Origin of the sequence: Bacillus sp. CGMCC 1.16607, assembly GCF_042683745.1 — a bacterium.
Taxonomy (GTDB): Bacteria; Bacillota; Bacilli; order Bacillales; family Cytobacillaceae; genus Pseudoneobacillus.
In genome coordinates, this window is the sequence record NZ_JBHUJX010000025.1 from 855,119 (window position 1) to 877,388 (window position 22,270).

Here is a 22,270-nt window from a genome sequence, read left to right on the forward strand (position 1 = left end):
ACACCTCTAATCTTTCTTGTAATATTCAGTGACAAAACCATCCGAGCCTAATGGAAGTCCAGGAGCCCACGGAACTGGTTCGCCCATGATCCGTTCCATTTCTTCAAGTGATCCACGACCTGTAGCAATTTCAGCTACAATCTCATCATGGATATGCATAACAATTGGATATCCGGCATTATCAAGACGAATCAAAGCTTCAGCTAAACAATCACGAGCGATGGCTTGTACAATGTTCTCGGTCATTTTCCCACCGTAAGTAGAAATCTTCTCCCACTTCTTGGTTTCCTGATTCATTCCATAATAGTGGAGTGCTTCTTTTCCGAAATCATTTTCAGCAAGAAACGGTTTGACGTAAAATAACTTACGACCACTTGGAAGGGTAACAGTGAGAAAATCCAATCCGTTTTGAATATCGCTCTCTCGAGCAATGATCAGTCCTTTAACCCCGACTGGTTGCCCATTTCTCATAACAGATAAGGCGGCATTTTCTAAGCTAAACCACAAATCTACGATTCTCTTGTTAGCAGAACGCCAACGTCTGACGATATCTGGATAGTCAGCAGGATCAATTGCCCCATCCTTATCCATTTGGGCAAGTGCTCCACCGGCTCCTTGGTATCCTAGGGCAAGTTCCGCAACCTTTCCTCTCTGCCTAAGTTCATACTCTGGATTCCCTTTTTTGATTAACTCGAGTGGTACACCAAACATTTGAGAGGCAGAAGCTTCATATATTTTTCCGTGAGTAGCGAAAACATCTAACCTCCACTGTTCACCTGAAAGCCAAGCTATGACTCGAGCTTCAATCGCGGAAAAGTCTGAAATGGCTAATATCCACTTATCGGTTGCTATAAACGCTGTTCGGATTAATTGAGATAAAGTGTCGGGTACATTACCGTAAATAACCTTCAGTGCTTCTGCCTTTTTCAAACGGACAAGTTCTCTAGCATGCCATAGTGTTTCAAGATAATTTCTCGGAAGATTCTGAACCTGAACAAGTCTACCTGCCCATCTGCCAGTACGGTTAGCCCCGTAGAACTGTAATAAACCCCTTACTCGACCATCTTCACAAACAGCACAAACCATAGCCTGATACTTTTTCACACTTGTCTTCGATAGCTCTTGGCGTATCTCGAGTGCTCTTTTTACATCATTATCAGTTGTTGTCTTAATGAGATTGGATACAGTCTCTTTTTGTAGATTTTCAGTTTCTACACCTTTTTCTGACAACCATTTTGTAAGTTGCTGTCCGCTATTCGGATTGCTTAGTTTTGTGATGTTATGGGCTTCTATGGTTAATGCAGCAGTAGATAATTCATTAATGTGTAATGCGCCTTCGATTAATTGTTGGTCCACTGCGACCCCGCGAACATTAATCCTTTGATCCAGTTCCCATAATCTTTGTTCAGCTGCTGGGATTGGAAAATTTGAGAGTTTTCTACCGACTTCTTTTTCAGCTTCAACGTCTCCGATACAGTACTCTTTAAAGAGTTGCCATTTCTCAGGTTCATGATGTGGAAAAGTCCTGGTGCGCTCACCATTTTTCTTAGTCGGTTTGGTTGGAGTGCAAAACAGTTTGATCAAAGCTTTACCTGCAGTTAATTTTCGTTTATCTGAAGGTAAACCTAGTACTTTCCCAGTGACATCTAGCCCAGTGGTGAAACCGCAATATAAGCTATGAAATTGGGTGTCTCGCCATTGATTTAGCCACGCTAAAGGATCCCAGCTAAAATGCTTACTTAGGCAATACCACTCAAAAGCTGCATTAAATGCATAGTTTGTTACTAGTGGACTACCTAGGGCAAAAATGACTTCTTGTGGAATCTGCTCACCCATTGCCAAGTCAACAATTTGCGCTGGTTGACCGTTGACTGAGTATGCGAAAAGTAGAATTTCGAAGTCGGGAGACTGCACATATTTGTACAGCCCCGCCTTCTTAATATCCACGCTAGAAAAGGTTTCTAAGTCGATATTTAAAGTTTGGATCATATTCCGTACACGCCACCGATAGGTTGACCTGTGATAGGATCAAACTGTTGAGGTTGTTGCGGTGCTTGTCCAAATCCCTGCTGAGGCACCGGTTGTTGATACTGTTGTTGCGGTGCGCCATAACCTTGTTGAGGCTGCATCCCCAAAGGCATTGTCACTTGTGGTTGTTGGCCATATTGTTGAGGTGGCTGATAGGTTTGACCATGGTTCGGTGCTGGTTGTTGATAGAATTGTTGTTGGCCAGCTCCGCCACCAAAGTCATCAGCTGCAGCTGGTGCAGAAGATCCTAATGGCTCACCATCTCGTGTCTTTTGTACGTTCTTACTGATATAGCATCCAATACCTTTCTTACCTGCTTGGTTGTATGCGCCAAAATTAACAGCGATTCTTCCATACATTCCGGAATAAACTTCCGTTGGATTAATGATTGGATTTTGATTAAGATCCACTAGTACAGGTGGTTGATCTGCTTTTGTTGAAGCACTAAATACCCAATGACCTTTACATTCCTCCCCGAAAGGCATTCCGTCAGAAGGTTTCACTCCATCCCCGTCATGGATTGGAAGGGCTACCATCGGAGGGATAACACCATTCCATTGCTTTGATTTACCTAATTGCTTAGCTGCTTCAATGGAGGCCATGATACGTTGATAGGTTGCCACATCTGATTTTGGTAAAAGGATCGTGACGCTATATTTTGGTTCGCCACCACTTGGACCTACCTTTGGTTGTAATAAATTCACATAGCTAAAACGTACTTCTCCAGTTACTACACGTGTTTGATTAGGTTGATTTGACATTTCTACATTTCTCCTTTTATTGTTATTTATTGAAAATCGCTTGCAGCATCAGGACTTACAGACTGTCTTTTATCGCTAGCTAAAACTAAAGTAGGCTTACCGAGTGTCTTTTCAACAAGACCTGTTTCAACTAGCAAACTAGTAAACTCTTTTTTACCTAGTTCCTTCTCAAGTTTTGGAACAGTTAATGGAACACGTTCATAAAGTAAAGCCTCATCGATGCCACTTTCTTTTAAATGGGTAAATGCTTTATCGATGTCCACAAATGTACGTGATCCACGTCCTTCGACAGCTTTCCAACCGACAATCTCGTTACCTTTTAAACTCTCAGCAAGTGCATATTCTTTTAGAGCTTTAATCCAGGACTCTACATGTTGCCCCTTCTCCAACATCTGCCCTACTTCTTCATTAGTAAGAAGTGGCGGTTTAAGAGAAACAAAGTCCGCTAGAGCACTAAACTCTTCAGCTCTTGCACGACATTGAGCTTTTGCTCTACAAAACTTGCAATGTTCTCCTGGAACAAAATCCCCTTCACCGTTAAATGCTTTTTGAGCAATTGGTTTAATCGATTCGCCCCAGGCTAACAGCTCGTCCACAGTTAAGGTGAACTCAGAGATACTATTCAACCGAGGCTGAATGATGGCCAAATAAATTTGTTTGATTGGGTACAAGAAGCTATAAGCGAGATAAGCACCAATCGCATACAGTTTCATTTGCGGATTGTTATAGGCGCTTACAGCTACACCTTTACCATACTTAAAGTCAGTGACGTAGAGAGTGTCTCCACCAATAATCAAACAGTCCACCGTTCCAAATCCTTCAGGTGCATAAGCACTATAATCGATACGTTTCTCTACTGCTACATAAGGTGCAGATGAAAGGCTTAATGTAATTCCTTGTAAGTATTCTAAGTAGGTGTCCGTATGTTTCAGCATTTCATCTTGGTACAACTCATGCTTTTTCATTTTGTTAAGTCTCGTAGTAAACGTTTTTTGAGCCATTGGTTCAGTGAAGTGTTTTCTCAACTTCAACTCAGCGATCTCATGGGCAAGTGTTCCCTCTTGAGCGTATTCGCTTGTTGAATCAGGAAACTGCTCCTCCAGTCTTACGGACGGAGTGCAATTCAACCATCTGCTCGAGGCACTAGCTGAAAGAAGCGCATGAGCTCTTTCAGAATGGGCAATTACTTGACTCATATATTTACTCCTAGCTCACGTAATTTTGTTGCAAATGCTCCGTATTGTTCTTGTGGTAATTGCATCAAGGATTGAACCCCAAAGGATGCTAAAAGTGATAACAGCTCAGGTTGACGACCTGCATCCATTAGTTGAGTAGCAGCTACTGCTAATTGGTCCAATGTGTAAGTTGGTGCTGATGTTGGCACAGGTTGCGCTGGTTGTTGCTGATATTGTTGTTGCATTGGTTGTGTGACAGGTGGTTGTTGAATCGGTGCTGTCGGTACAGCAGTCGGCATAACCTGTTGTTGCGGTACTGGTTGAATCTGTTGTGTTGGCGTTACTTGCTGGATTTGTTGCGCTGGTACTGTTGGCTGTACAACTGGAGCCTCAGCAAAATTGATTGGTATATTACCAGTGAAAGCAGAAGCTAAAGACAAAATAGCGTTCGCAAGTTCAGGTGCTTGAATGTTTATAGTGATATTCATTGATAAATCCTCCTAAATATGTTTTTATAAAACTAATTGAATGTTTTTCTTTGAGACCTGTGTTGGCGCACCGGTCTTATTTTTTGTTTTGAAGCGACATAGATGGCAATTAGTCGATCCTGAACAGTCAAGGCTAACCACTGTTTTGGTTTGATCCGCATATGTATCACCTCCTTAAAGGTTTAGAACAAAAATCGTTCATCAAGTTTCGCATCTAAGGTAAAAGAGAAAGCCGTTTAAGGCCTTTGATTTTCAATACAAGCGTCTGTCCACGCACTTTTTTATTTACCATTCATCCATGATTTCTTTCATCGCTACCAAGCTTTGTTCATAAAACCAATAACGCTTCCCTTTTTCCTTCCTTCTCTCAAGTAATTTCATCCTAGGATCATGTAGGAATTCATTTTCAAGAAATGATTTACTCATACAAGTTCTTTTGGCCATTTGCTCAATGTCCCAAGTAAAAAGAGTTTGTTGTACAGATTCTTCAATTTTTTGTTTGATGTAATTTCGTACTTCGTCTTGATTGATGTTCACCTCGATGCTAGCGATAGACATAGCACCATCTCCTTCGACAAGAAAGTAATTTAAAATTACTTTTTACGGCAAAAAAATATAAAAAATTGTAAAAAGTAATTGCGTAAATATAATTTACGGTTTATAATGAAACTGTTGGGTTTGAAATTTTCTTAATACTTCTTTCAACTAAATCTGGCCATAGATCTTGGATAGGTACATCGAAGTAATTCGCAAAACCAAACACCAATTCAACTCCAGGATCGGAGTGTCCATTTTCAATATTACGTACAGTTGTTTCAGTGACCCCCATGTCAATCGCAACTTTACGTTGTGTGCCCTTCGCTATACGTAGCGACTTAAATTTAGAACGAACTTTCCGTTCATTATCCGTTGTCATGATTATGTAACACCTCCTTATGTAATTGATATTAACATGTAATTTTTAATTACGCAAGGGATGATTACATTTTATTTAAAAATTTTATTTTGGTGGTGTTTTAATTGTTTCATCCCGGTAAAAAAATTAAGGAATATAGATTAAAAAAAGGCTACACCCAAGAAGCTTTAGCTGAAAAGTTAGGTATGAAGAGAGAAAATATATCTCATTACGAAAGAGGAGTAATTACAAATATTCCACAAGATATAATTTGGAAAATTGCCGATATTTTAGAAACTACACCAGACACTTTGCTAGGATTATCAAATACAGTATCAGAAAATAAAACGCCCTACACCCCTGAATTTACTGCTAAAGATGAAAGAGATATTCAACGCGAGTTACAAAATATGCTGGATGGGCTTTCTAAAAGTGGATATGCTGCTTTTGATGGTCGGTCTTTAGATGAGATGGATGAGGAAGAAAGAGAAGACAGGGAACTACTTATATCAAGTTTAGAAAACTCATTAAGACTTGCAAAAAGAATAGCAAAACAAAAGTTCACACCAAAAAAATATCGCAAGTAGGTGCCTTTGAATGAAGTCGATCATTACAGTGGTAGATAAATTAGTTAAAAAATACAGTACAAACTGCCCCTTTAAGATTGCACGTCATCTTGGCATTGAGATTATGTATGAAAACCTTGGACAATACAATCTAGGTTACTATAATAAAAAATTTAGAGTCAAGATGATACATATAAATCAGAATGCTGGAGAAAGACAGAAAATATTTATCTGTGCACACGAATTAAGTCATGCGATTTGCCACCCAGATGCAAATACACCCTTTTTAAAGAAGAATACATTTTTTTCGACAGAAAAAATTGAAATGGAAGCTAATTATTTTGCTGTTAGGTTGCTTTTTTCTAAAGAATATTTTAAAGAGGAAGTTTCTCTAACAGAAGCTATTTATGAATATGGAATACCCGAGCAATTAGTTTTTTCGGTGGTGAACAGTAAAAATTTTTAACCGTTTTACCGAACGTATGTTTCTTAAAGGAGGTGATTCTAACATTTCTGCCCCTTACAAGCGTCTGTCCACGCAACGAAAGGGAAGATAATTAATGGAAATGTTTAAATCAAAATTAGATGATGACCTATATTATTATTTTGATGCAAAAAAGAAGAAAAAATGGTGCTACCGTTATCGCTACTATGACGCTTTAGGAAAAAGAAGAGAAAAGTCAAGGCAGGGATTCTCAAATGAAAAAGATGCATACAGAGCGTTACTTGAGGTAAAAACAAACATTATTAATGGTGAAGTAAAAAGGGTAGAGAACTCCAATTTAACGATTTCAGAATGGCTAGATATTTGGTATGAGACCAATAAGAATGATTGGGAAATTACAACCCAACTTCAAAGAGAAGATGCTATCAAAAATCAAATGAAGCCTTTACTCGGAAAATATAAATTACCTGAACTAGATAAGACCACTTATAAACGTGTCTATATTAATGAATTACTAAAAAAATATGAACCCAGTACAGTTCAATTGTTCCATAGACTTTTCAAAGTTGCAGTAAATGCAGCTGTAGATGACGAAATTATTCCTCGAAATCGTTTTACTAAAATTACAATAGTACAAAACGAAAAATCCGATGATAATTTTCTAACAACTGAAGAGTTAAAGTGTTTTTTAACCGAATCGAAAAAGTTAGAAAATATCACTAATTACTCGCTTATCTTTCTTCTTGCTTTCACTGGATTACGAAAAGGTGAGGCTCTCGGGCTTAAGTGGAAGAATGTAGATCTTAACTCTAAAACTTTAACGGTTGAACGTACTCGAGATAATAAAGGCACGCGCACCCCAAAAACAAAAAATAGCTACCGAACTATTTTGATTGATGATGCGCTTGTAAATCAATTAAAAGTTTATCGTACTTGGTGCAAACAAACAATGCTTTCATTTGGAATGAAATGGTCTGAACAAGATTATATTTTTATATCATATCAAACAGGTACACCAATTACAGATAACACAATAAAGTACAGCATGGATCGAATCTTCAAAACAACTGGGTTAAAACGAATCACACCCCATGGATTGCGGCACACACATGCAACTATATTAATAAGTCAAAGGATCCCAGTGAAGGTTATTGCAGATCGATTAGGTAATACGCCACAAATGATTTTAGATATTTACGGTCACACTTTTAAAGATTTAGAAGAAGAATCTGTACAAGCTTTTGAACAGGCTTTAAATTTATAATTGGGGGAACTTTTGGGGGAGCTTTTGAAATAGACCCCCTAAAACCCCATGAATACTAGGGTTTTTTTAACTGATGAGTTCTACTCTCGTTAATAAAAACGCTATTCAGTATTTAAAACCCCCGAAACCTTTAATAAAGGTTTCGGGGGTTTTTATTTAATTTAGGATCGAATTTTAAGTTCAATTTATACACATTTCTCATAAAATTTTAAAAATTCACACTCCTACCCCAATAAATATTTCAACTACTTCGTAAATGTATAGAAAAGAAGTACATATATCGAAAAGGGAGGAATTTAAATGAAGAAAAAAGGTTTGTTGATTGCACCACTATTAGCAGTATCACTTATGGGGGCAAATATGCATCCAGCCTATGCGGATACTGTGAAGGTCAGTAGTTCAAATTATGATTCCTATAATGACAACAAAATATCATGGGAACAAGCTCTAAAATATGTAAAAGATCCAAAGGCAAGGGAAGCAATTAAGAGGGAAATTGAAAAAGAAAGAGAAAAGCAAAAAGCTCGTGATAAAGCAAAGCAGAAAGAGAAAGAAATGAAATCGGACCGTTACATTGTAGCGTCTGACAAAGCATTACTAACAATCGGTTTTGCGAAAGGGGATTCACTTTCACATGTGACTCAAGCATTAAATTTATCTACTTCTGGAAAATTGGGTTCTAAAATTACTTGGAAATCGAGTAACACAAACGTCCTTTCAAATGACGGAAAAACGATCAATCGGCAACGTTCAGATGTAAAAGTTGTATTAACCGCAAAAATAACAAAAAATCGTATTTCAACAACGAAACAATTCACTGTTATTGTTAAGCATAGATACAATGAAATTCAAATTACTGAAGCTGATAAAAATAGCTTAACTATCGGATTCAACGGAAATGATACAGCAACAAGCGTTACACAGCCTCTAAAACTCCCTTTAAAGGGGAAATATGGGTCGAACATTACTTGGACATCAAGCAACGTAAATGTAATCTCTAATGACGGAAAGGTTATCGTCCGTCCAGCAAATGAAGACGTAAAGGTTATATTAACTGCCACACTTACAAAGGGGAATTCAACTGTAGCAAAAACTTTTGAAGTAACAGTCAGAAATCAACTGATTGATACTCAAATTGTTGCAGCGGATAAGGAAGCATTAGCAATTGGATTTAGCGGCATGGATACAGTCTCTGCTGTTACAGGTCCAATCATACTACCTACAAAAGGAGCTAATGGTTCTCAAATTACTTGGGTATCAAGTGCCCCAAATATTATTTCTCATAACGGAAAAGTCGTTCATCGACCAGTTAATGGCCAAGGAGATGTAAACGTTACATTAATAGCAAAAATCAACAATAATGGCATTGCAGATGTAAAAATATTCTCCCTAATTGTTAAACAGCAACTTAATGATTTGGAGAAGGTTACTAATGATAAAGTTGCCCTAACAGTTGGTTTTAAAGAAGGTGATAATGAAAATGGTGTTACTGGACCGATATCATTACCGAAATTAGGAGCAAATGGTTCCATTATTACATGGATTTCAAGCTCTCCAAAGGTCCTTTCCCATGACGGCAAAAAAGTAATACGTCCAACAGCGGGTAGCGGTGATGTAGCAGTTACCCTCATTGCTTCCATTAGAAGCAAGAATATAACAGAAGTAAAAACCTTTAATTTAGTTGTAAAACAAGAGCTTACCGATGCACAGAAAGTTGCAGCTGATATGGCTGCATTAACAATAGGATTTTCAGGAACAGATACTTTGACAAGTGTAACGAATAAACTTTCACTTCCATATTCCGGTCCGAACGGTTCAATAATCGTATGGTATTCAAGTAATTCTTCAATCATTACGGATAGCGGAAAAGTTAATCGTCCCGCAGCCGGAAGTGGCGATAAAACGGTAACATTGAGTGCAATCATTATTACCAAAACATCTGTACAAATAAAACCATTTACTGTAACAGTAAAGCAGTTATAGTAAATGAAAACATCATCAAAGCCGCATCTCCTTTTGGAAATGCGGTTTTTTATAATGTCAGAAAAAATGAGCGCATGCGTTCAAATAAACACATGCGCCCCGGAAATAAAGATTATTTCCCGTATTTTATTAAATGATATTTTTTCTTTCCTCTACGGATGATTGTAAATTGATTTTCAATTTGATCTTTTTCACTTACGACATAATCGGTTTCTGTTACTCGGTCGCCGTTTATTGAAACTGCACCATTTGTTACATCTTCTCTCGCTTGACGTTTGGATGGACTAATTCCTGCTTCTACTAATAAATCGACAAGCCCGATATCTTCGCCAGTTGTGTGTGAGTAAGTTGGAACATCTTTGAATCCCTGTTCAATTTCAACAGCAGTAAGATTTTTTACATCTCCACTAAAGAGAGCATTTGTAATCTTAATAGCTTGCGCTAATGCCTCTTCCCCATGAATGAGACGAGTCATTTCTTCTGCTAATGCCTTTTGAGCTTTACGCAAATGCGGCTCCTCTTGTACTGAGACTTCTAAGGCGTCAATTTCTTCATGAGTTAGGAAGGTGAAGAACTTTAAGTACTTTACAACGTCAGCATCCGCAGTATTAATCCAGAACTGGTAGAATTCGTATGGAGTTGTTTTCTCGGCATCTAACCAGACAGATCCACTTTCCGATTTACCGAATTTTGTACCGTCAGCCTTTGTTACTAAAGGAATCGTCATCCCGAACGCTTTCGATCCTTCTGGCATCATTTTACGAATTAATTCTAGACCTGTTGTGATATTCCCCCATTGATCACTTCCACCAATCTGCAATTTACATTGATGATTTTCGTATAAATGTTTAAAGTCCATTCCTTGCATGATCGTGTAAGTGAATTCCGTAAAGGATATTCCTGTTTCTAACCGGGTCGCAATCGTATCTTTTGCTAGCATATAGTTAATTCCAATATGTTTCCCGTAATCCCTTAAGAAGGTAATCATATTCATTGGCTCTGTCCAATCATAGTTATTTACTAGAATGGCACCATTTTCCCCTTCAAAATCAAATATCGTTTTTAATTGGGCTGTTAGACCTCTGACATTATGTTGAACCATCTCGATCGTTTGAAGTGTTCTTTCTTCTGTAGCCTTGGGATCACCAATTAGACCGGTCGCTCCCCCAACAAGGACAATCGGACGATGACCATGATTTTGGAACCTTTTTAAAGTTAAAAATGGAAGCAGATGACCGATATGCATACTATCTCCAGTCGGGTCCATTCCACAATATAAAGAAATTTTTTCTTTATTTAATGTTTCCTTCAATCCTTCTTCATCAGTTTGTTGGTATACAATGCCACGCCATTGCAAATCCTGTAATAAATCCATTATAATTCCTCCTTATATTTGAAAAAACAAAAAACGCCCTTGCAAAAATGCAAGGACGCTAATAAAGCGCGATACCACCTAGCTTGAGGAATTCCTCCAACTTAACATGTTAACGACATGACCGTTTACCATTACTACACATTTCATGGTAAAAACTCCGGGAGGTAATTCATTCTTCTATATGTATCGGTTTGCAGCAACCACCGACTCTCTAAAAAACAGGGATAGAAGCACTACTGGTTTCCCATCAACGTAATGACAATTTTTAATTAAACCATTTTTACCATAGTAGAGTCACCTTTGTCAAATATTCTTTTAATTATATAAAACGACTTTAAATAACAGAAAAATCAGAAATATGCCGTACTTTGTCAACTTCCTTTTCTAATTATGCTATAATGTAGGTGATTTTAGGGGGATTGATCTTATGAAAGAATCGAATCACAGACAGGATCGGTGGAAAAAATTCGCCAATCTTTTCACACATAAAAAAACAGTAAAGAGCGCAAGAATTACGTACCAAGTCATTTGGAATTTATCACTTTTATTTTTAACCGTTGTTTTACTAGGAGGTGCATTTGCTGGTGGTGTCGGTGCAGGGTACTTTGCTTCGCTTGTTAAAAATGAACCTATAAGACCTTACGAGAAAATGAAAAAAGACATTTATAATTATGAGGAAACATCTGAACTGTATTTTGCAAATGATGAATATTTAGGAAATCTAAGATCGGATTTAGAGCGTGAAGAGGTTCAAATTAAAGATGTATCTAAATATTTGATTGATGCAGTTGTTGCTACAGAAGATGAATATTTTTATGATCATAAGGGGGTTGTTCCTAAAGCCATATTTCGAGCCCTCTTTCAAGAAGTAACGAATGCCTCCGTACAATCGGGTGGAAGTACACTCACACAGCAATTAATAAAAAATCAAATCTTAACAAACGAAGTATCATTTGAACGAAAGGCAAAGGAAATTTTATTAGCCTTACGTTTGGAAAAATTTTTTAAGAAAGAAGAAATATTAGAAGCTTATTTAAATGTTTCTACATTTGGTAGAAATTCTTCTGGTCGAAACATAGCGGGGGTGCAAACAGCCGCTAAAGGAATATTCGGTGTGAACGTGAAGGAGTTATCATTACCTCAAGCTGCCTTTATAGCTGGTTTGCCACAAAGCCCATTCGGATACACGCCTTTTACGAGAGAAGGAAAAATGAAAAAAAATCTAGAGCCAGGCTTGACTAGAATGAAAACTGTCCTTAAAAGGATGCATGACGGTGGATACATTAACAAAGAAGAATACGACCAGGCCTTAGCGTATGATGTGACCAAAGATTTCACCCCTTCTAAATCTAGTAGTATTGAAAAATATCCATGGCTAACATATGAGATTGAAAAAAGAGCTGTCGATATTCTTTCTGTTATCCTCGCTGAAAAAGACGGATATGAAGAAAGAGATCTAAAAGAAAACGAGGATTTAAACGAAGAATATTTGACTTTAGCCAGTCGAAATCTTCGGCAAAATGGGTACAAGATTCATACGACAATAGATAGAAATATTTATGACGCTATGCAAGAAACAAAGGATAATTATCCGTATTACGGACCAGACAAGCCTCAAAAAAAGAAGGATCCAGAAACGGATGAAGATATTACAGTCATGGAACCCGTTGAGGTTGGTGCCATCTTAATAGAGAATAGCACTGGGAAAATTATTAGCTTTGTCGGTGGAAGAGATCATCACCGCGAACAAATAAACCATGCTACAAGCGCCAAAAGACAAAACGGATCAACAATGAAGCCTTTACTCGTTTATGCACCAGCAATTGAGCTAGGTAAGGCATCACCAGGAACCGTACTTCCCGATGTAGCATTAAAGCTAGACTCAACTAATCCAAAACCTTGGCCACTAAACTATGATAAACGATATAGTGGTTTAGTTTCCGCAAGATATGCTCTCGCAAAATCTTATAATGTTCCCGCTGTTAAGCTATACAAAGATATTATTGATCAGCGACCCGCAAAGTATTTAGAAAAGATGGGTTTCACCTCTTTACTTGAGCCCGATTTCACCAATCTATCAACTTCGATCGGTTCGTTGGAAAGTGGGGTAACAGTTGAGGAAAACACGAATGCATTTGCTACATTCGCTAATGGTGGACAGTTTGTCGATGCGTATTTAATCGACAAAATCATTGACAATAATGGCAAAGTGATTTACGAGCATGAAGTAAAAACAACGGATGTTTTTACTCCGCAAACAGCTTATTTAACGCTTGATATGATGCGAGATGTTATCCAGAGAGGAACTGCAACAGCCATTAATAACCGTTTAAAATTCCAGACAGACTGGGCTGGTAAAACAGGTACGGGGCATGACTTCCATGATTCTTGGTTTGTTGCAACCAATCCGAATATTACTTTTGGAATATGGACGGGCTATGATACACCTAAATCATTAGAAACGAAAGGCGGATTAAGCTATAGCTTGCGGACCAATTATTTATGGGCTGATTTAATCAATGCAGCGTACAATATTAACCCTACATTAATTGATCCAGAAGATCGCTTCATAATGCCTGGTGGACTAGTAAAGAGATCTTTTTGTGCGGTTTCTGGTCTACTCCCGTCAGAAGCATGTACAAAAGCAGGATTAATTGAAACGGATATTTTCGATATGAAGCATGCACCAACAGAGGAAGATTCCAATTTAATTGAAGGAAAATATGTCCGTGTTGGTGATCAAAAATATTTAGCATTAGACTCAACACCAGATGAATTTGCCGAAACCGGCTTAATCATTAATCCGGATTTTGTTAAAGGTTCATTAGGAGTCGATATTCCCGATTTGGGACAACTCATTCCTAAAAAAGAGCGCTGGTCAAATATTCTAGTTCCTAATGATAAAATTGTAGAAAATGGGAAAGTCCCCGATTCCCCATTTATTATGGCTTCAGGAAATACAATTGTTTGGGCGCAACATCTGGAACAAGATGTGATTGGATTTAGAATCTATAATCGAAAAGGCCATAAGGTTGGCTCAGAAAAGTCTGGAGCTGATTATGCTTTTGATGTTGGTAATGGAACTTATTACGTTACAGCTGTCGATATTGCAGGTAATGAATCTCCTCCCTCTAATTTAATTGAAATTGGAGCAAGCAAAAATACAGAACAGGATGACGAACCAGAAAACTCAAAAGATGAAGATATTATTGATTTAGATCCAATTTTCACTCCTAATAACTATTAAGAAAAGCGCGGGGCGCCTTGATCAGCCCCGATAAAGAAGACTGGTTGATTAGCGAGGTAACGAAGCCAGAGACCTAGTCGCACTTATGCAAACCGTTCTTTGGTTTACCAAGCAAATGCTTCGCCAGCCGGAAAGTCGTTCTTTGACTTTTTGGCTGGCTAACATTTGACCTCGAGGTCGACTAAAACGCGACGTCCTGTCGAATTGTCGACACTAGTACATCCTGTACGTCGGGGCTAGGACGCTTGCGCTGGACAATTTTCGAAGTCCGAAAATGTTATACTTTCTTATCTTATCTTCCGAATTAAATTTGGACATAAAAACACCCCGTAAATGTTAGTTTAGTGTCTAACATTTACGGGGCAGTTCAATATCTCAACTTATCGAGTCAGCTTCTTTTTTAATCTTCCATTGTAGATAAATCACCTGTTGGTAAATCTAATTCCCACGCCTTTAGTACTCGACGCATGATTTTACCACTTCTAGTCTTTGGTAACTTATCACGGAAATCGATTTCGCGTGGAGCTGCATGTGCTGCCAAGCCTTTTTTCACAAATTGGCGAATTTCTTCTTTTAATTCTTCAGATGCTTCATACCCATCTCTTAAAGCGATAAATGCTTTAATAATTTCTCCTCGAACAGGATCTGGTTTACCAATTACCCCAGCTTCTGCTACAGCAGGATGTTCCACAAGCTTACTTTCCACTTCAAAAGGACCAACACGTTCTCCTGATGTCATAATGACATCATCAACACGTCCTTGGAACCAGAAGTACCCATCTTCATCCATATATGCCGAGTCTCCAGATACATACCAATCTCCTGGCATAAAGTATGATTCATATTTTGCGGGATTGTTCCAAATTGTATGCATCATCGATGGCCAGCCCTTTTTAATTGCTAAATTCCCCATACGGTATGGTGGCAATTCGTTCCCTTGGTCATCCACAATAGCTGCCTTTACTCCTGGAATTGGTTTACCCATTGAACCAGGCTTTATTTCCATACAAGGATAATTAGAAATAAGCTGTGCTCCTGTTTCCGTCATCCACCAATTATCATGAATTCGATGGTGGAAAACCTTCATTCCCCAACGAACTACTTCTGGATTAAGCGGCTCACCCACGCTTAAAATATGTCTTAAAGTTGATAAATTATACTTCTTGACTAGCTCATCTCCAGCACCCATCAACATTCTAAAGGCTGTTGGAGCACTGTACCAAACAGTTACACCAAAATCCTCAATCATTTGGTACCACGTATCTGGGCTAAATCTTCCACCAACAATTACATTCGATGAACCTGTTAGCCAAGGACCAAATATACCGTATGAAGTTCCTGTTACCCACCCTGGATCGGCTGTACACCAGTAAACGTCGTCTTCTTTTAAATCCAACACCCATTTAGCCGTTTGGTAATGCTGAATCATTGCATTGTGAATATGTAAAACCCCTTTTGGTTTCCCAGTTGAACCAGAAGTATAGTGAAGGATTAAACCATCTGTACGGTCCACCCATTCCATTTTTAGTTCTTTGCCAGATTCTCTCATTCTTTTATTAAAATCGATATATTTTCCTGTTTCTTCAATATTTTCGCCTACAAGAAAAATAGTTTTTAGTTCTGGTAATTGCTCAACTGGTACACGGCCTATTAATTCTGGTGTAGTAATAAGAACTTTTGCTCCACTGTCTTCCAAACGATCACGAACTGCTCCTTCCATAAACGCTTCAAAGAGTGGTCCAACGATCGCACCTAATTTAATTGTACCTAATAATGCAAAATATAATTCTGGAGAACGAGGCATGAAAATAAAGACTCGGTCTCCCTTTTCTACATCCCCAAATGCCTTTAAAGCATTACCAGCCTGGTTTGAATATTCTTTCATTTCTTTAAATGTATATTTCTCATTTCGATAACCATCACGGTAATATAAAGCAACTTTATTTTTTCGATGCGTTACGGCGTGGCGGTCAATCGCTTCATACGCCATATTCACTCTACCAGTTTCAGACCATGAAAATTCTTTTTCTGTATCTTTCCAATCGAATTGCTTGTACATTTCAGCATAATTTGACAAATTATAGTTCCCTTGTATAACTGATAACGCTTCCACTTTATCATCCCCTAAATGTTGGTCACATTAACTATAAAACTATTATAATATACTTTTTCCATTTTCTCAATTTTATAAATATTCGATATAACGATACATCATCTTTATGCAAGAAGAAAAGAAATATATGTCTATTTGCAGAAAATTTAGTGAAAGCGCTTAAAAAAAAGCAATTTTATGTATAATATAATTATGATTGTATTCATAGGGGTGAACAAATGGAACATAAGAAAATTTACAACGCCAAAGAACTAAAAACTCCAAATGGGAGCTTATTTATTGAAGGCCCCATCTCTCCCGAAAAACTAGCAAGTTATGATTTCCATGAAGACTTAGTTGCTTTTCGACCTCCTGCACAGCAACATAAAGCACTAATAGAAATTGCAGGTTTACCAGAAGGAAGAATTATTGTCGCTAGAAACAGACATACCATTGTTGGTTATGTTACGTTTCTTTATCCTGATCCTTTAGAAAGATGGTCAGAGGGAAAGATGGATAATTTAATAGAACTTGGAGCCATCGAAGTTATCCCTGAATATAGAGGATATCGAGTTGGAAAAAACCTAATAAACGTTTCTATGATGGATGATTCAATGGAAGATTTTATCATTATAACAACTGAATATTATTGGCATTGGGATTTAAAAGGAACAGGCTTAAATGTTTGGGAATATCGTAAAGTAATGGAAAAAATGATGAACTCTGGTGGATTAGAATGGTATGCCACAGACGATCCAGAAATTAGTTCCCACCCCGCAAACTGTCTAATGGCAAGAATCGGAAAAAGAGTTGACACTGATTCTATTCAAAAATTCGACCGTTTGCGATTTATGAACCGTTTCATGTACTGATTCAAAAGGAGGAATGAAGGATGATCGTAGAACAAATTATGAATACTGAAGTAGCGAGCTTGTTACCGACAAATACGATTTCTGAAGCCATCTTATTAATGTCTAGTAAAAAAATTCGGCACATTCCTATAGTGAATGAGGATAAAAAAGTCGTTGGTTTGATTACTGATAGAGATATTAAAGATGCTGCTCCTTCTATTTTTCGTGCAAATGAAAATAAAGAGGATTTAGAAAAGCCAATACAAACCATTATGAAACAGAATGTAATCACTGGACATCCTTTAGATTTTGTTGAAGAGGTTGCCGCTTTATTTTATGAACATCATATAAGCTGTTTACCAGTCGTAAAGGATCAAATATTAGTTGGTATCATTACAGAAACAGATTTACTCCGAACTTTAGTGGAACTGACAGGCGCACACCAGCCAGGTTCCCAACTTGAAGTCAAAGTGCCGAATAAAGCTGGTATGCTTAGCGATATCACAACAGTAATTTCCAATCATAAAGCCAATATTCAAAGTGTATTAGTTTATCCAGATAAGGAAGATGACAAATATAAAATACTTGTAATTAGAGTCCAAATGATGAATCCCATTTCACTTATAAATGACTTAAAGGCAGCTGGGCACCACATATTATGGCCAAATCTGCCAGGTATTTCATCATGAATTCAGATTCTATTTTTATTTATTCTGAGGATTTATTGAATTACAAGTTTAATAGTCATCACCCTTTTAATCAATTTAGACTAAAACTAACATTAGATCTATTAAAAAAAGCAGGTGCCATAGAGGAACAATCTATTATTCCACCAAAACAAGCAACTGAAGAGGAGCTTGCTTTAATTCATGATTTAAACTATATCCAAGCAGTTAAACAGGCAGGGAGTGGATCTCTTCCACCTGAGATAGCTGAAAATTACGGGTTAGGAACAGAGGATACCCCAATATTTCCAAACATGCATGAGGCAAGTTCTTTTTTAGTCGGTGGTACTTTAACAGCTGTCGATTATGTGATGACAGGAAAAGCAAAGCATGCCCTCCACCTTGGCGGAGGACTGCATCACGGCTTTAGAGGAAAAGCCTCTGGTTTTTGCATATATAATGATAGTTCCGTAGCCATTAAGTATTTACAGGAAAAATATCAAGCCCGTGTTCTTTATGTAGATACTGATGCTCATCATGGGGATGGTGTTCAGTGGTCTTTCTATGATGATCCAAATGTATGTACCTTATCCATCCATGAAACAGGCAGATATCTTTTTCCTGGCACTGGGAATATTACTGAAAGAGGACAAGGAAAAGGTTACGGTTATTCCTTTAACATTCCACTTGATGCATTTACAGAAGATGAATCTTGGCTTCATGCTTACCGAACTTCCTTAAAGGAAATAGCTGAATTTTTTAAACCTGATGTCATTCTTACCCAAAATGGGGCTGATTCACATTACTATGACCCATTGACCCATTTATCTGCTTCGATGAAAATTTATCGTGAAATTCCCAAATTAGCGCATGAAATAGCACATACATATTGTAATGGAAGATGGATTGCAGTTGGTGGTGGAGGTTATGATATATGGCGTGTCGTACCAAGAGCGTGGGCACATATTTGGTTTGAAATGACTGAAAACTCAAACTGTTCAGGAAGTCTACCAGATCGTTGGGTAGAAGAGTGGCAGAAAGAAGCACCAGTAACATTACCAAAGACATGGGAAGACCCAGAAGACTTGTATCCACCGATTCCAAGAAAAGCTGAGATCACCGAGAAGAATTTCCAAACAGTTGAAAGAGCCTTATATCCGATTCGGAATCAGACAAAATAAGAAACAAATTAGTACAACAAAAGATAGGAGAGCTGTCCACTATGGCAGCTCTCCTTTTCATTTATTTGGTTGACCCTCGATACTCAATTCGATGTGGAAGAACAACAATATGATTGTCTACTTTTTCTTTATTCATTAATTTTGTTAAAAGTCTCATTGCTACTGCCCCGATATCATATAAAGGCTGAACAACTGTAGTTAATTGCGGTCTAACCATGAGAGCTAACCGAGTGTTATCTGAGCTAATCACTTCAAAATCATTTGGAATTTTAAACCCTTTATCCTCCGCTCCATGTATAACCCCTAAAGCCATTTCATCTGTTCCGACAAAAATGGCGGTTGGTTTTTCTTGATCTTCTAGTAGCTTATCAAACGCTTCCATTCCAGAATCGTATGTATAATCTCCCTCTACCACTAACTCTGGACGGTAAGGGATCCCACCTTGTTCAAGTGCAAGCTTATAACCTTGAAGCTTTTTATCTCTATTAATCGGTTCATGTAATGGACCGGTCACAAATGCAATTTCTTTATGCCCTTTAGCAATAAATTCAGAAACAGAATCGAATGTAGCTTGTTGATAATCGATATTTACAGACGGGATTTTCCCTGACTCTTCAATCGAACCTGCTAACACAATAGGAACAGGGGATTTTTCAAACTCTTCTACATGTTCAGCGGTGATATTCCCTCCCATAAATACGATTCCATCCACTTGTTTGCCAAGCATCGTATTCAAGAGTCGTAATTCTTTATCATTATTTTGATCAGAGTTACTTAAAATAATATTGTATTTATACATTGTTGCAATATCCTCAATCCCTCTCGCTAATTCAGCGAAAAAAATACTTGAAATATCAGGGATGATGACACCTACAGTTGTTGTTTTTTTGCTAGCTAGTCCACGAGCAACCGCGTTTGGACGATAACCTAGCCTTTCTATTACATCTACCACTTTTTTTCTTGTCGCTGGTTTTACATTTGGGTTTCCATTAACTACACGTGAAACCGTTGCCATGGAAACATTTGCTTCACGAGCAACATCATAGATAGTTACATTCATCAGTGAAAACTCCTCTCACACTTTATTTTAAAAGCAATATATATTAGATTAACTCAATATTGAAGATTGTGATTTAGTAAACAAACTAAATAAGTATTTATCATATCATACGACATGCATGAAGCTGTCGCAATGGGAAGCATATAATATTTACGAATTTTTTCAAAAAACTTCTGCTTTATTCTTCATAGAACCTCTTACCCAATAGGCTAAGCCGTTCTCTTTTGGAATACCCGCAACTATAAAAAAATAATTAAAAGCAATGCAAAATCGCATTGCTTTTTTTATTGATATATCAACGTAAAAATGATCAAGGGGTTTTTTAATGTCAGATTTAAATTATACAGTAATTACCACTTTACCTTGAGCGTGACCTTCCTGAAAATATCTGAATGCTTCAGTTATTTCACTTAACTTATACCGTTTATCAATTATTGGTTTTACTTTGCCAGTCTCAAGTAATTCTTTTACATAATTCAGGTCTTTTTGGTTTGCTCTCTGTAACATATTACTTATTTTCTTGCTTCCAGTCATTGAAATAAAAGGTCCTAGAAATAATGTTTGAAAATATTGGGATTCGGATCCTCCTAAGTGAACAAAACTCCCATATGGTTTTAGTACACGTTTATAAGCTGAAATGGAATTAGAGCCGTTCACACCAAGAACCAAATCGTAACACTCTTGATATTGGGTGAAATCTTCTTTTGTATAATCAATGATATGGTCGGCTCCTATTGAACGCAATATCTCTAAATTTCTTGTACTACATACACCTGTTACTTCAGCCCCAAATGATTTAGCAATTTGTACCGCGAAAGTACCGACCCCACCAGATGCCCCATAAATTAATACCTTCTGTCCGGATTTAATCTTACCTTTATCACGTAGTCCTTGTAAGGCAGTCACACCTGCCATAGGTGTCGCAGCAGCTTCCTCGAAGGAGATATTGCTTGGCTTTAATGCTAAAGCATTTTCGGGGACAGTTACATATTCAGCAAAACCTCCCCAGCCACAACCAGAGAGGTCGCCAAATACTTCATCACCTACTTGAAATAACTTAGCGTGTTTACCAACAGCTTCAATTGTACCCGCTATGTCACCTCCAGGTATGGAATATTTTGGTCTCCTTAGTCCGAAGGCGAATCGGGCTAAGAAAGGTTTGCCCTTCAAAAGAACCACGTTACCATAGTTCAAGGATGCAGTATTAACTCTTACCAATACTTGATTCTCGGTGGGTAAAGGTTTTTTTATCTCTTTTAATTCAAGGACATCAGGTGAACCATATTTATCACAAACTATTGCTTTCATAAAAAACTCCCTCCAATTTTCTTTAATATAAAAGGCCTTTTCAAAAAATTTCCTTGTTTTAATTTTATTTAATAGTAACAAGGGTATTAAAACCTTTCATTGACTTAAGTTAATTTCTAGAGAATGTTTTTTTATGGGGTTATTACAATTTGGATGCTACCTAGATGAGGAGGAAAGATTGCGAAATGTGGATGACATCCATTTTAAAAATTCTTTTTAATTCGCTTTTTAATTCTACTTAATGACTCAGGAGTGATTCCAAGATAACTAGCCAATTGATGCTGTGGTACACGGTCAACTAACTGGGGGCGTTTTCTTAATATAGATTCGTAGCGTTCTTCAGGAGACGAATTGATATATTCTCCGAATTGTTCTTGTATTTCACTAAGGTTTATTTCTATCATTTTGCGTATCATGGTTTCCAGTTGTGGGTATTTGTTAAACATTGTTTTTTCTGAATCAACGTCGCCAACAACTAATATGCAGTCTTCGACACACAATAATGAATACTTTGATAAATTATTTTGTTTCTGTTCATTGATAATTGGAATCGCTTGTTCTTCAGTAAAAAAATTTGATGTGACCTCTTTACCTGATTCATCTATAAAAAACTGCCTGACACACCCCATTAGTACGAAATAACATTTAAAAGCGGAAAGTTCTCCTTGTCTAAGAAGGTATTTTCCTTTTTTATATTCATCAATTCGTAAACTTTTAGATATTGCATGCTGTTCCTCTTCACTGAGTGAAGTAAAATCAGACATATATTTCAAGAGAATTCTCTTCATATTACCTTCCTTTCAAATTGAGTTAATTTAAATGGTTCCTTAATCATTTTAACATTTTTATCCATGTGTTTTTTCTTTTTTGATAAAACTTACTTAAT

General features: G+C 37.4%; 20 protein-coding genes and 1 other annotated feature. Of the genes, 8 read left to right on the forward strand and 12 right to left on the reverse strand.

Annotated features, from left to right (window positions below; genetic code table 11):
• Positions 1-6: 6 nt before the first annotated feature.
• The 7 genes from ACFSO7_RS20825 to ACFSO7_RS20855 all read right to left on the reverse strand — a co-directional run bounded on the left by ACFSO7_RS20825 (position 7) and on the right by ACFSO7_RS20855 (position 5,368).
• The gene (locus tag ACFSO7_RS20825) at positions 7-1,986 is read right to left on the reverse strand and encodes a DNA polymerase (protein WP_377879498.1); all 1,980 of its coding nucleotides are present in this window, start codon (positions 1,984-1,986) and stop codon (positions 7-9) included.
• The gene (locus ACFSO7_RS20830; RefSeq protein WP_377879315.1) at positions 1,986-2,789 is read right to left on the reverse strand and encodes a DUF2815 family protein; all 804 of its coding nucleotides are present in this window, start codon (positions 2,787-2,789) and stop codon (positions 1,986-1,988) included. The genes ACFSO7_RS20825 and ACFSO7_RS20830 overlap by 1 nt, the downstream gene beginning before the upstream one ends.
• A gap of 26 nt (positions 2,790-2,815) precedes the next feature.
• Complete coding sequence (locus ACFSO7_RS20835) at positions 2,816-3,985, reverse strand: DUF2800 domain-containing protein (protein WP_377879316.1); 1,170 nt, start codon at positions 3,983-3,985, stop codon at positions 2,816-2,818.
• Positions 3,982-4,452: a hypothetical protein gene (locus tag ACFSO7_RS20840; protein WP_377879317.1), complete on the reverse strand. Its 471-nt coding sequence runs from the start codon at positions 4,450-4,452 to the stop codon at positions 3,982-3,984. The genes ACFSO7_RS20835 and ACFSO7_RS20840 overlap by 4 nt, the downstream gene beginning before the upstream one ends.
• A gap of 32 nt (positions 4,453-4,484) precedes the next feature.
• On the reverse strand, positions 4,485-4,613 hold the full coding sequence (locus ACFSO7_RS20845; RefSeq protein WP_377879318.1) for a hypothetical protein: 129 nt from the start codon (positions 4,611-4,613) through the stop codon (positions 4,485-4,487).
• 124 nt (positions 4,614-4,737) lie between these two features.
• The gene (locus tag ACFSO7_RS20850; protein WP_377879319.1) at positions 4,738-5,010 is read right to left on the reverse strand and encodes a hypothetical protein; all 273 of its coding nucleotides are present in this window, start codon (positions 5,008-5,010) and stop codon (positions 4,738-4,740) included.
• Positions 5,011-5,110: 100 nt separating this feature from the next.
• Positions 5,111-5,368 (reverse strand): helix-turn-helix transcriptional regulator, encoded by a 258-nt coding sequence (locus ACFSO7_RS20855; protein ID WP_377879320.1) that lies wholly within the window; start codon positions 5,366-5,368, stop codon positions 5,111-5,113.
• Between the two features lie 104 nt (positions 5,369-5,472).
• On the opposite strand from ACFSO7_RS20855, the gene ACFSO7_RS20860 reads away from it, so the two are divergent.
• The 4 genes from ACFSO7_RS20860 (at position 5,473) to ACFSO7_RS20875 (ending at position 9,605) form a co-directional block, all read left to right on the forward strand.
• Positions 5,473-5,934 (forward strand): helix-turn-helix domain-containing protein, encoded by a 462-nt coding sequence (locus ACFSO7_RS20860; protein ID WP_377879321.1) that lies wholly within the window; start codon positions 5,473-5,475, stop codon positions 5,932-5,934.
• Between the two features lie 10 nt (positions 5,935-5,944).
• Positions 5,945-6,379, forward strand: coding sequence for an ImmA/IrrE family metallo-endopeptidase (locus ACFSO7_RS20865; protein WP_377879322.1), 435 nt, complete (start codon positions 5,945-5,947; stop codon positions 6,377-6,379).
• A gap of 94 nt (positions 6,380-6,473) precedes the next feature.
• Positions 6,474-7,622, forward strand: a complete 1,149-nt coding sequence (locus ACFSO7_RS20870) for a tyrosine-type recombinase/integrase (RefSeq protein WP_377879323.1) — start codon at positions 6,474-6,476, stop codon at positions 7,620-7,622.
• A 300-nt stretch (positions 7,623-7,922) separates the two neighbouring features.
• Positions 7,923-9,605, forward strand: coding sequence for an immunoglobulin-like domain-containing protein (locus ACFSO7_RS20875; RefSeq protein WP_377879324.1), 1,683 nt, complete (start codon positions 7,923-7,925; stop codon positions 9,603-9,605).
• Positions 9,606-9,717: 112 nt separating this feature from the next.
• Here the strand turns inward: ACFSO7_RS20875 and tyrS are convergent, their stop codons facing one another.
• On the reverse strand, positions 9,718-10,980 hold the full coding sequence (tyrS, locus tag ACFSO7_RS20880) for a tyrosine--tRNA ligase (protein ID WP_377879325.1): 1,263 nt from the start codon (positions 10,978-10,980) through the stop codon (positions 9,718-9,720).
• A gap of 48 nt (positions 10,981-11,028) precedes the next feature.
• Positions 11,029-11,240: a binding site (T-box leader), on the reverse strand.
• Positions 11,241-11,407: 167 nt separating this feature from the next.
• On the opposite strand from tyrS, the gene ACFSO7_RS20885 reads away from it, so the two are divergent.
• Positions 11,408-14,227: a transglycosylase domain-containing protein gene (locus ACFSO7_RS20885; RefSeq protein WP_377879326.1), complete on the forward strand. Its 2,820-nt coding sequence runs from the start codon at positions 11,408-11,410 to the stop codon at positions 14,225-14,227.
• A 400-nt stretch (positions 14,228-14,627) separates the two neighbouring features.
• On the opposite strand, the gene acsA is transcribed toward ACFSO7_RS20885, so the two are convergent.
• On the reverse strand, positions 14,628-16,340 hold the full coding sequence (gene acsA / locus ACFSO7_RS20890; protein ID WP_377879327.1) for an acetate--CoA ligase: 1,713 nt from the start codon (positions 16,338-16,340) through the stop codon (positions 14,628-14,630).
• Positions 16,341-16,558: 218 nt separating this feature from the next.
• On the opposite strand from acsA, the gene ACFSO7_RS20895 reads away from it, so the two are divergent.
• The 3 genes from ACFSO7_RS20895 to ACFSO7_RS20905 are packed head-to-tail and all read left to right on the forward strand — an operon-like array spanning position 16,559 to position 19,016.
• Positions 16,559-17,191: a GNAT family N-acetyltransferase gene (locus ACFSO7_RS20895; protein WP_377879328.1), complete on the forward strand. Its 633-nt coding sequence runs from the start codon at positions 16,559-16,561 to the stop codon at positions 17,189-17,191.
• A 20-nt stretch (positions 17,192-17,211) separates the two neighbouring features.
• On the forward strand, positions 17,212-17,859 hold the full coding sequence (locus tag ACFSO7_RS20900) for an acetoin utilization AcuB family protein (protein WP_377879329.1): 648 nt from the start codon (positions 17,212-17,214) through the stop codon (positions 17,857-17,859).
• Positions 17,856-19,016 (forward strand): acetoin utilization protein AcuC, encoded by a 1,161-nt coding sequence (locus tag ACFSO7_RS20905; protein WP_377879330.1) that lies wholly within the window; start codon positions 17,856-17,858, stop codon positions 19,014-19,016. The genes ACFSO7_RS20900 and ACFSO7_RS20905 overlap by 4 nt, the downstream gene beginning before the upstream one ends.
• 61 nt (positions 19,017-19,077) lie before the next feature.
• Here ACFSO7_RS20905 and ccpA read toward each other — a convergent pair whose 3' ends face one another.
• The 3 genes from ccpA to ACFSO7_RS20920 all read right to left on the reverse strand — a co-directional run bounded on the left by ccpA (position 19,078) and on the right by ACFSO7_RS20920 (position 22,172).
• On the reverse strand, positions 19,078-20,079 hold the full coding sequence (ccpA, locus tag ACFSO7_RS20910) for a catabolite control protein A (protein WP_377879499.1): 1,002 nt from the start codon (positions 20,077-20,079) through the stop codon (positions 19,078-19,080).
• 336 nt (positions 20,080-20,415) lie between these two features.
• Positions 20,416-21,384: an NAD(P)-dependent alcohol dehydrogenase gene (locus ACFSO7_RS20915; protein ID WP_377879331.1), complete on the reverse strand. Its 969-nt coding sequence runs from the start codon at positions 21,382-21,384 to the stop codon at positions 20,416-20,418.
• A 203-nt stretch (positions 21,385-21,587) separates the two neighbouring features.
• Complete coding sequence (locus tag ACFSO7_RS20920; RefSeq protein WP_377879332.1) at positions 21,588-22,172, reverse strand: Crp/Fnr family transcriptional regulator; 585 nt, start codon at positions 22,170-22,172, stop codon at positions 21,588-21,590.
• Positions 22,173-22,270: the final 98 nt, after the last annotated feature.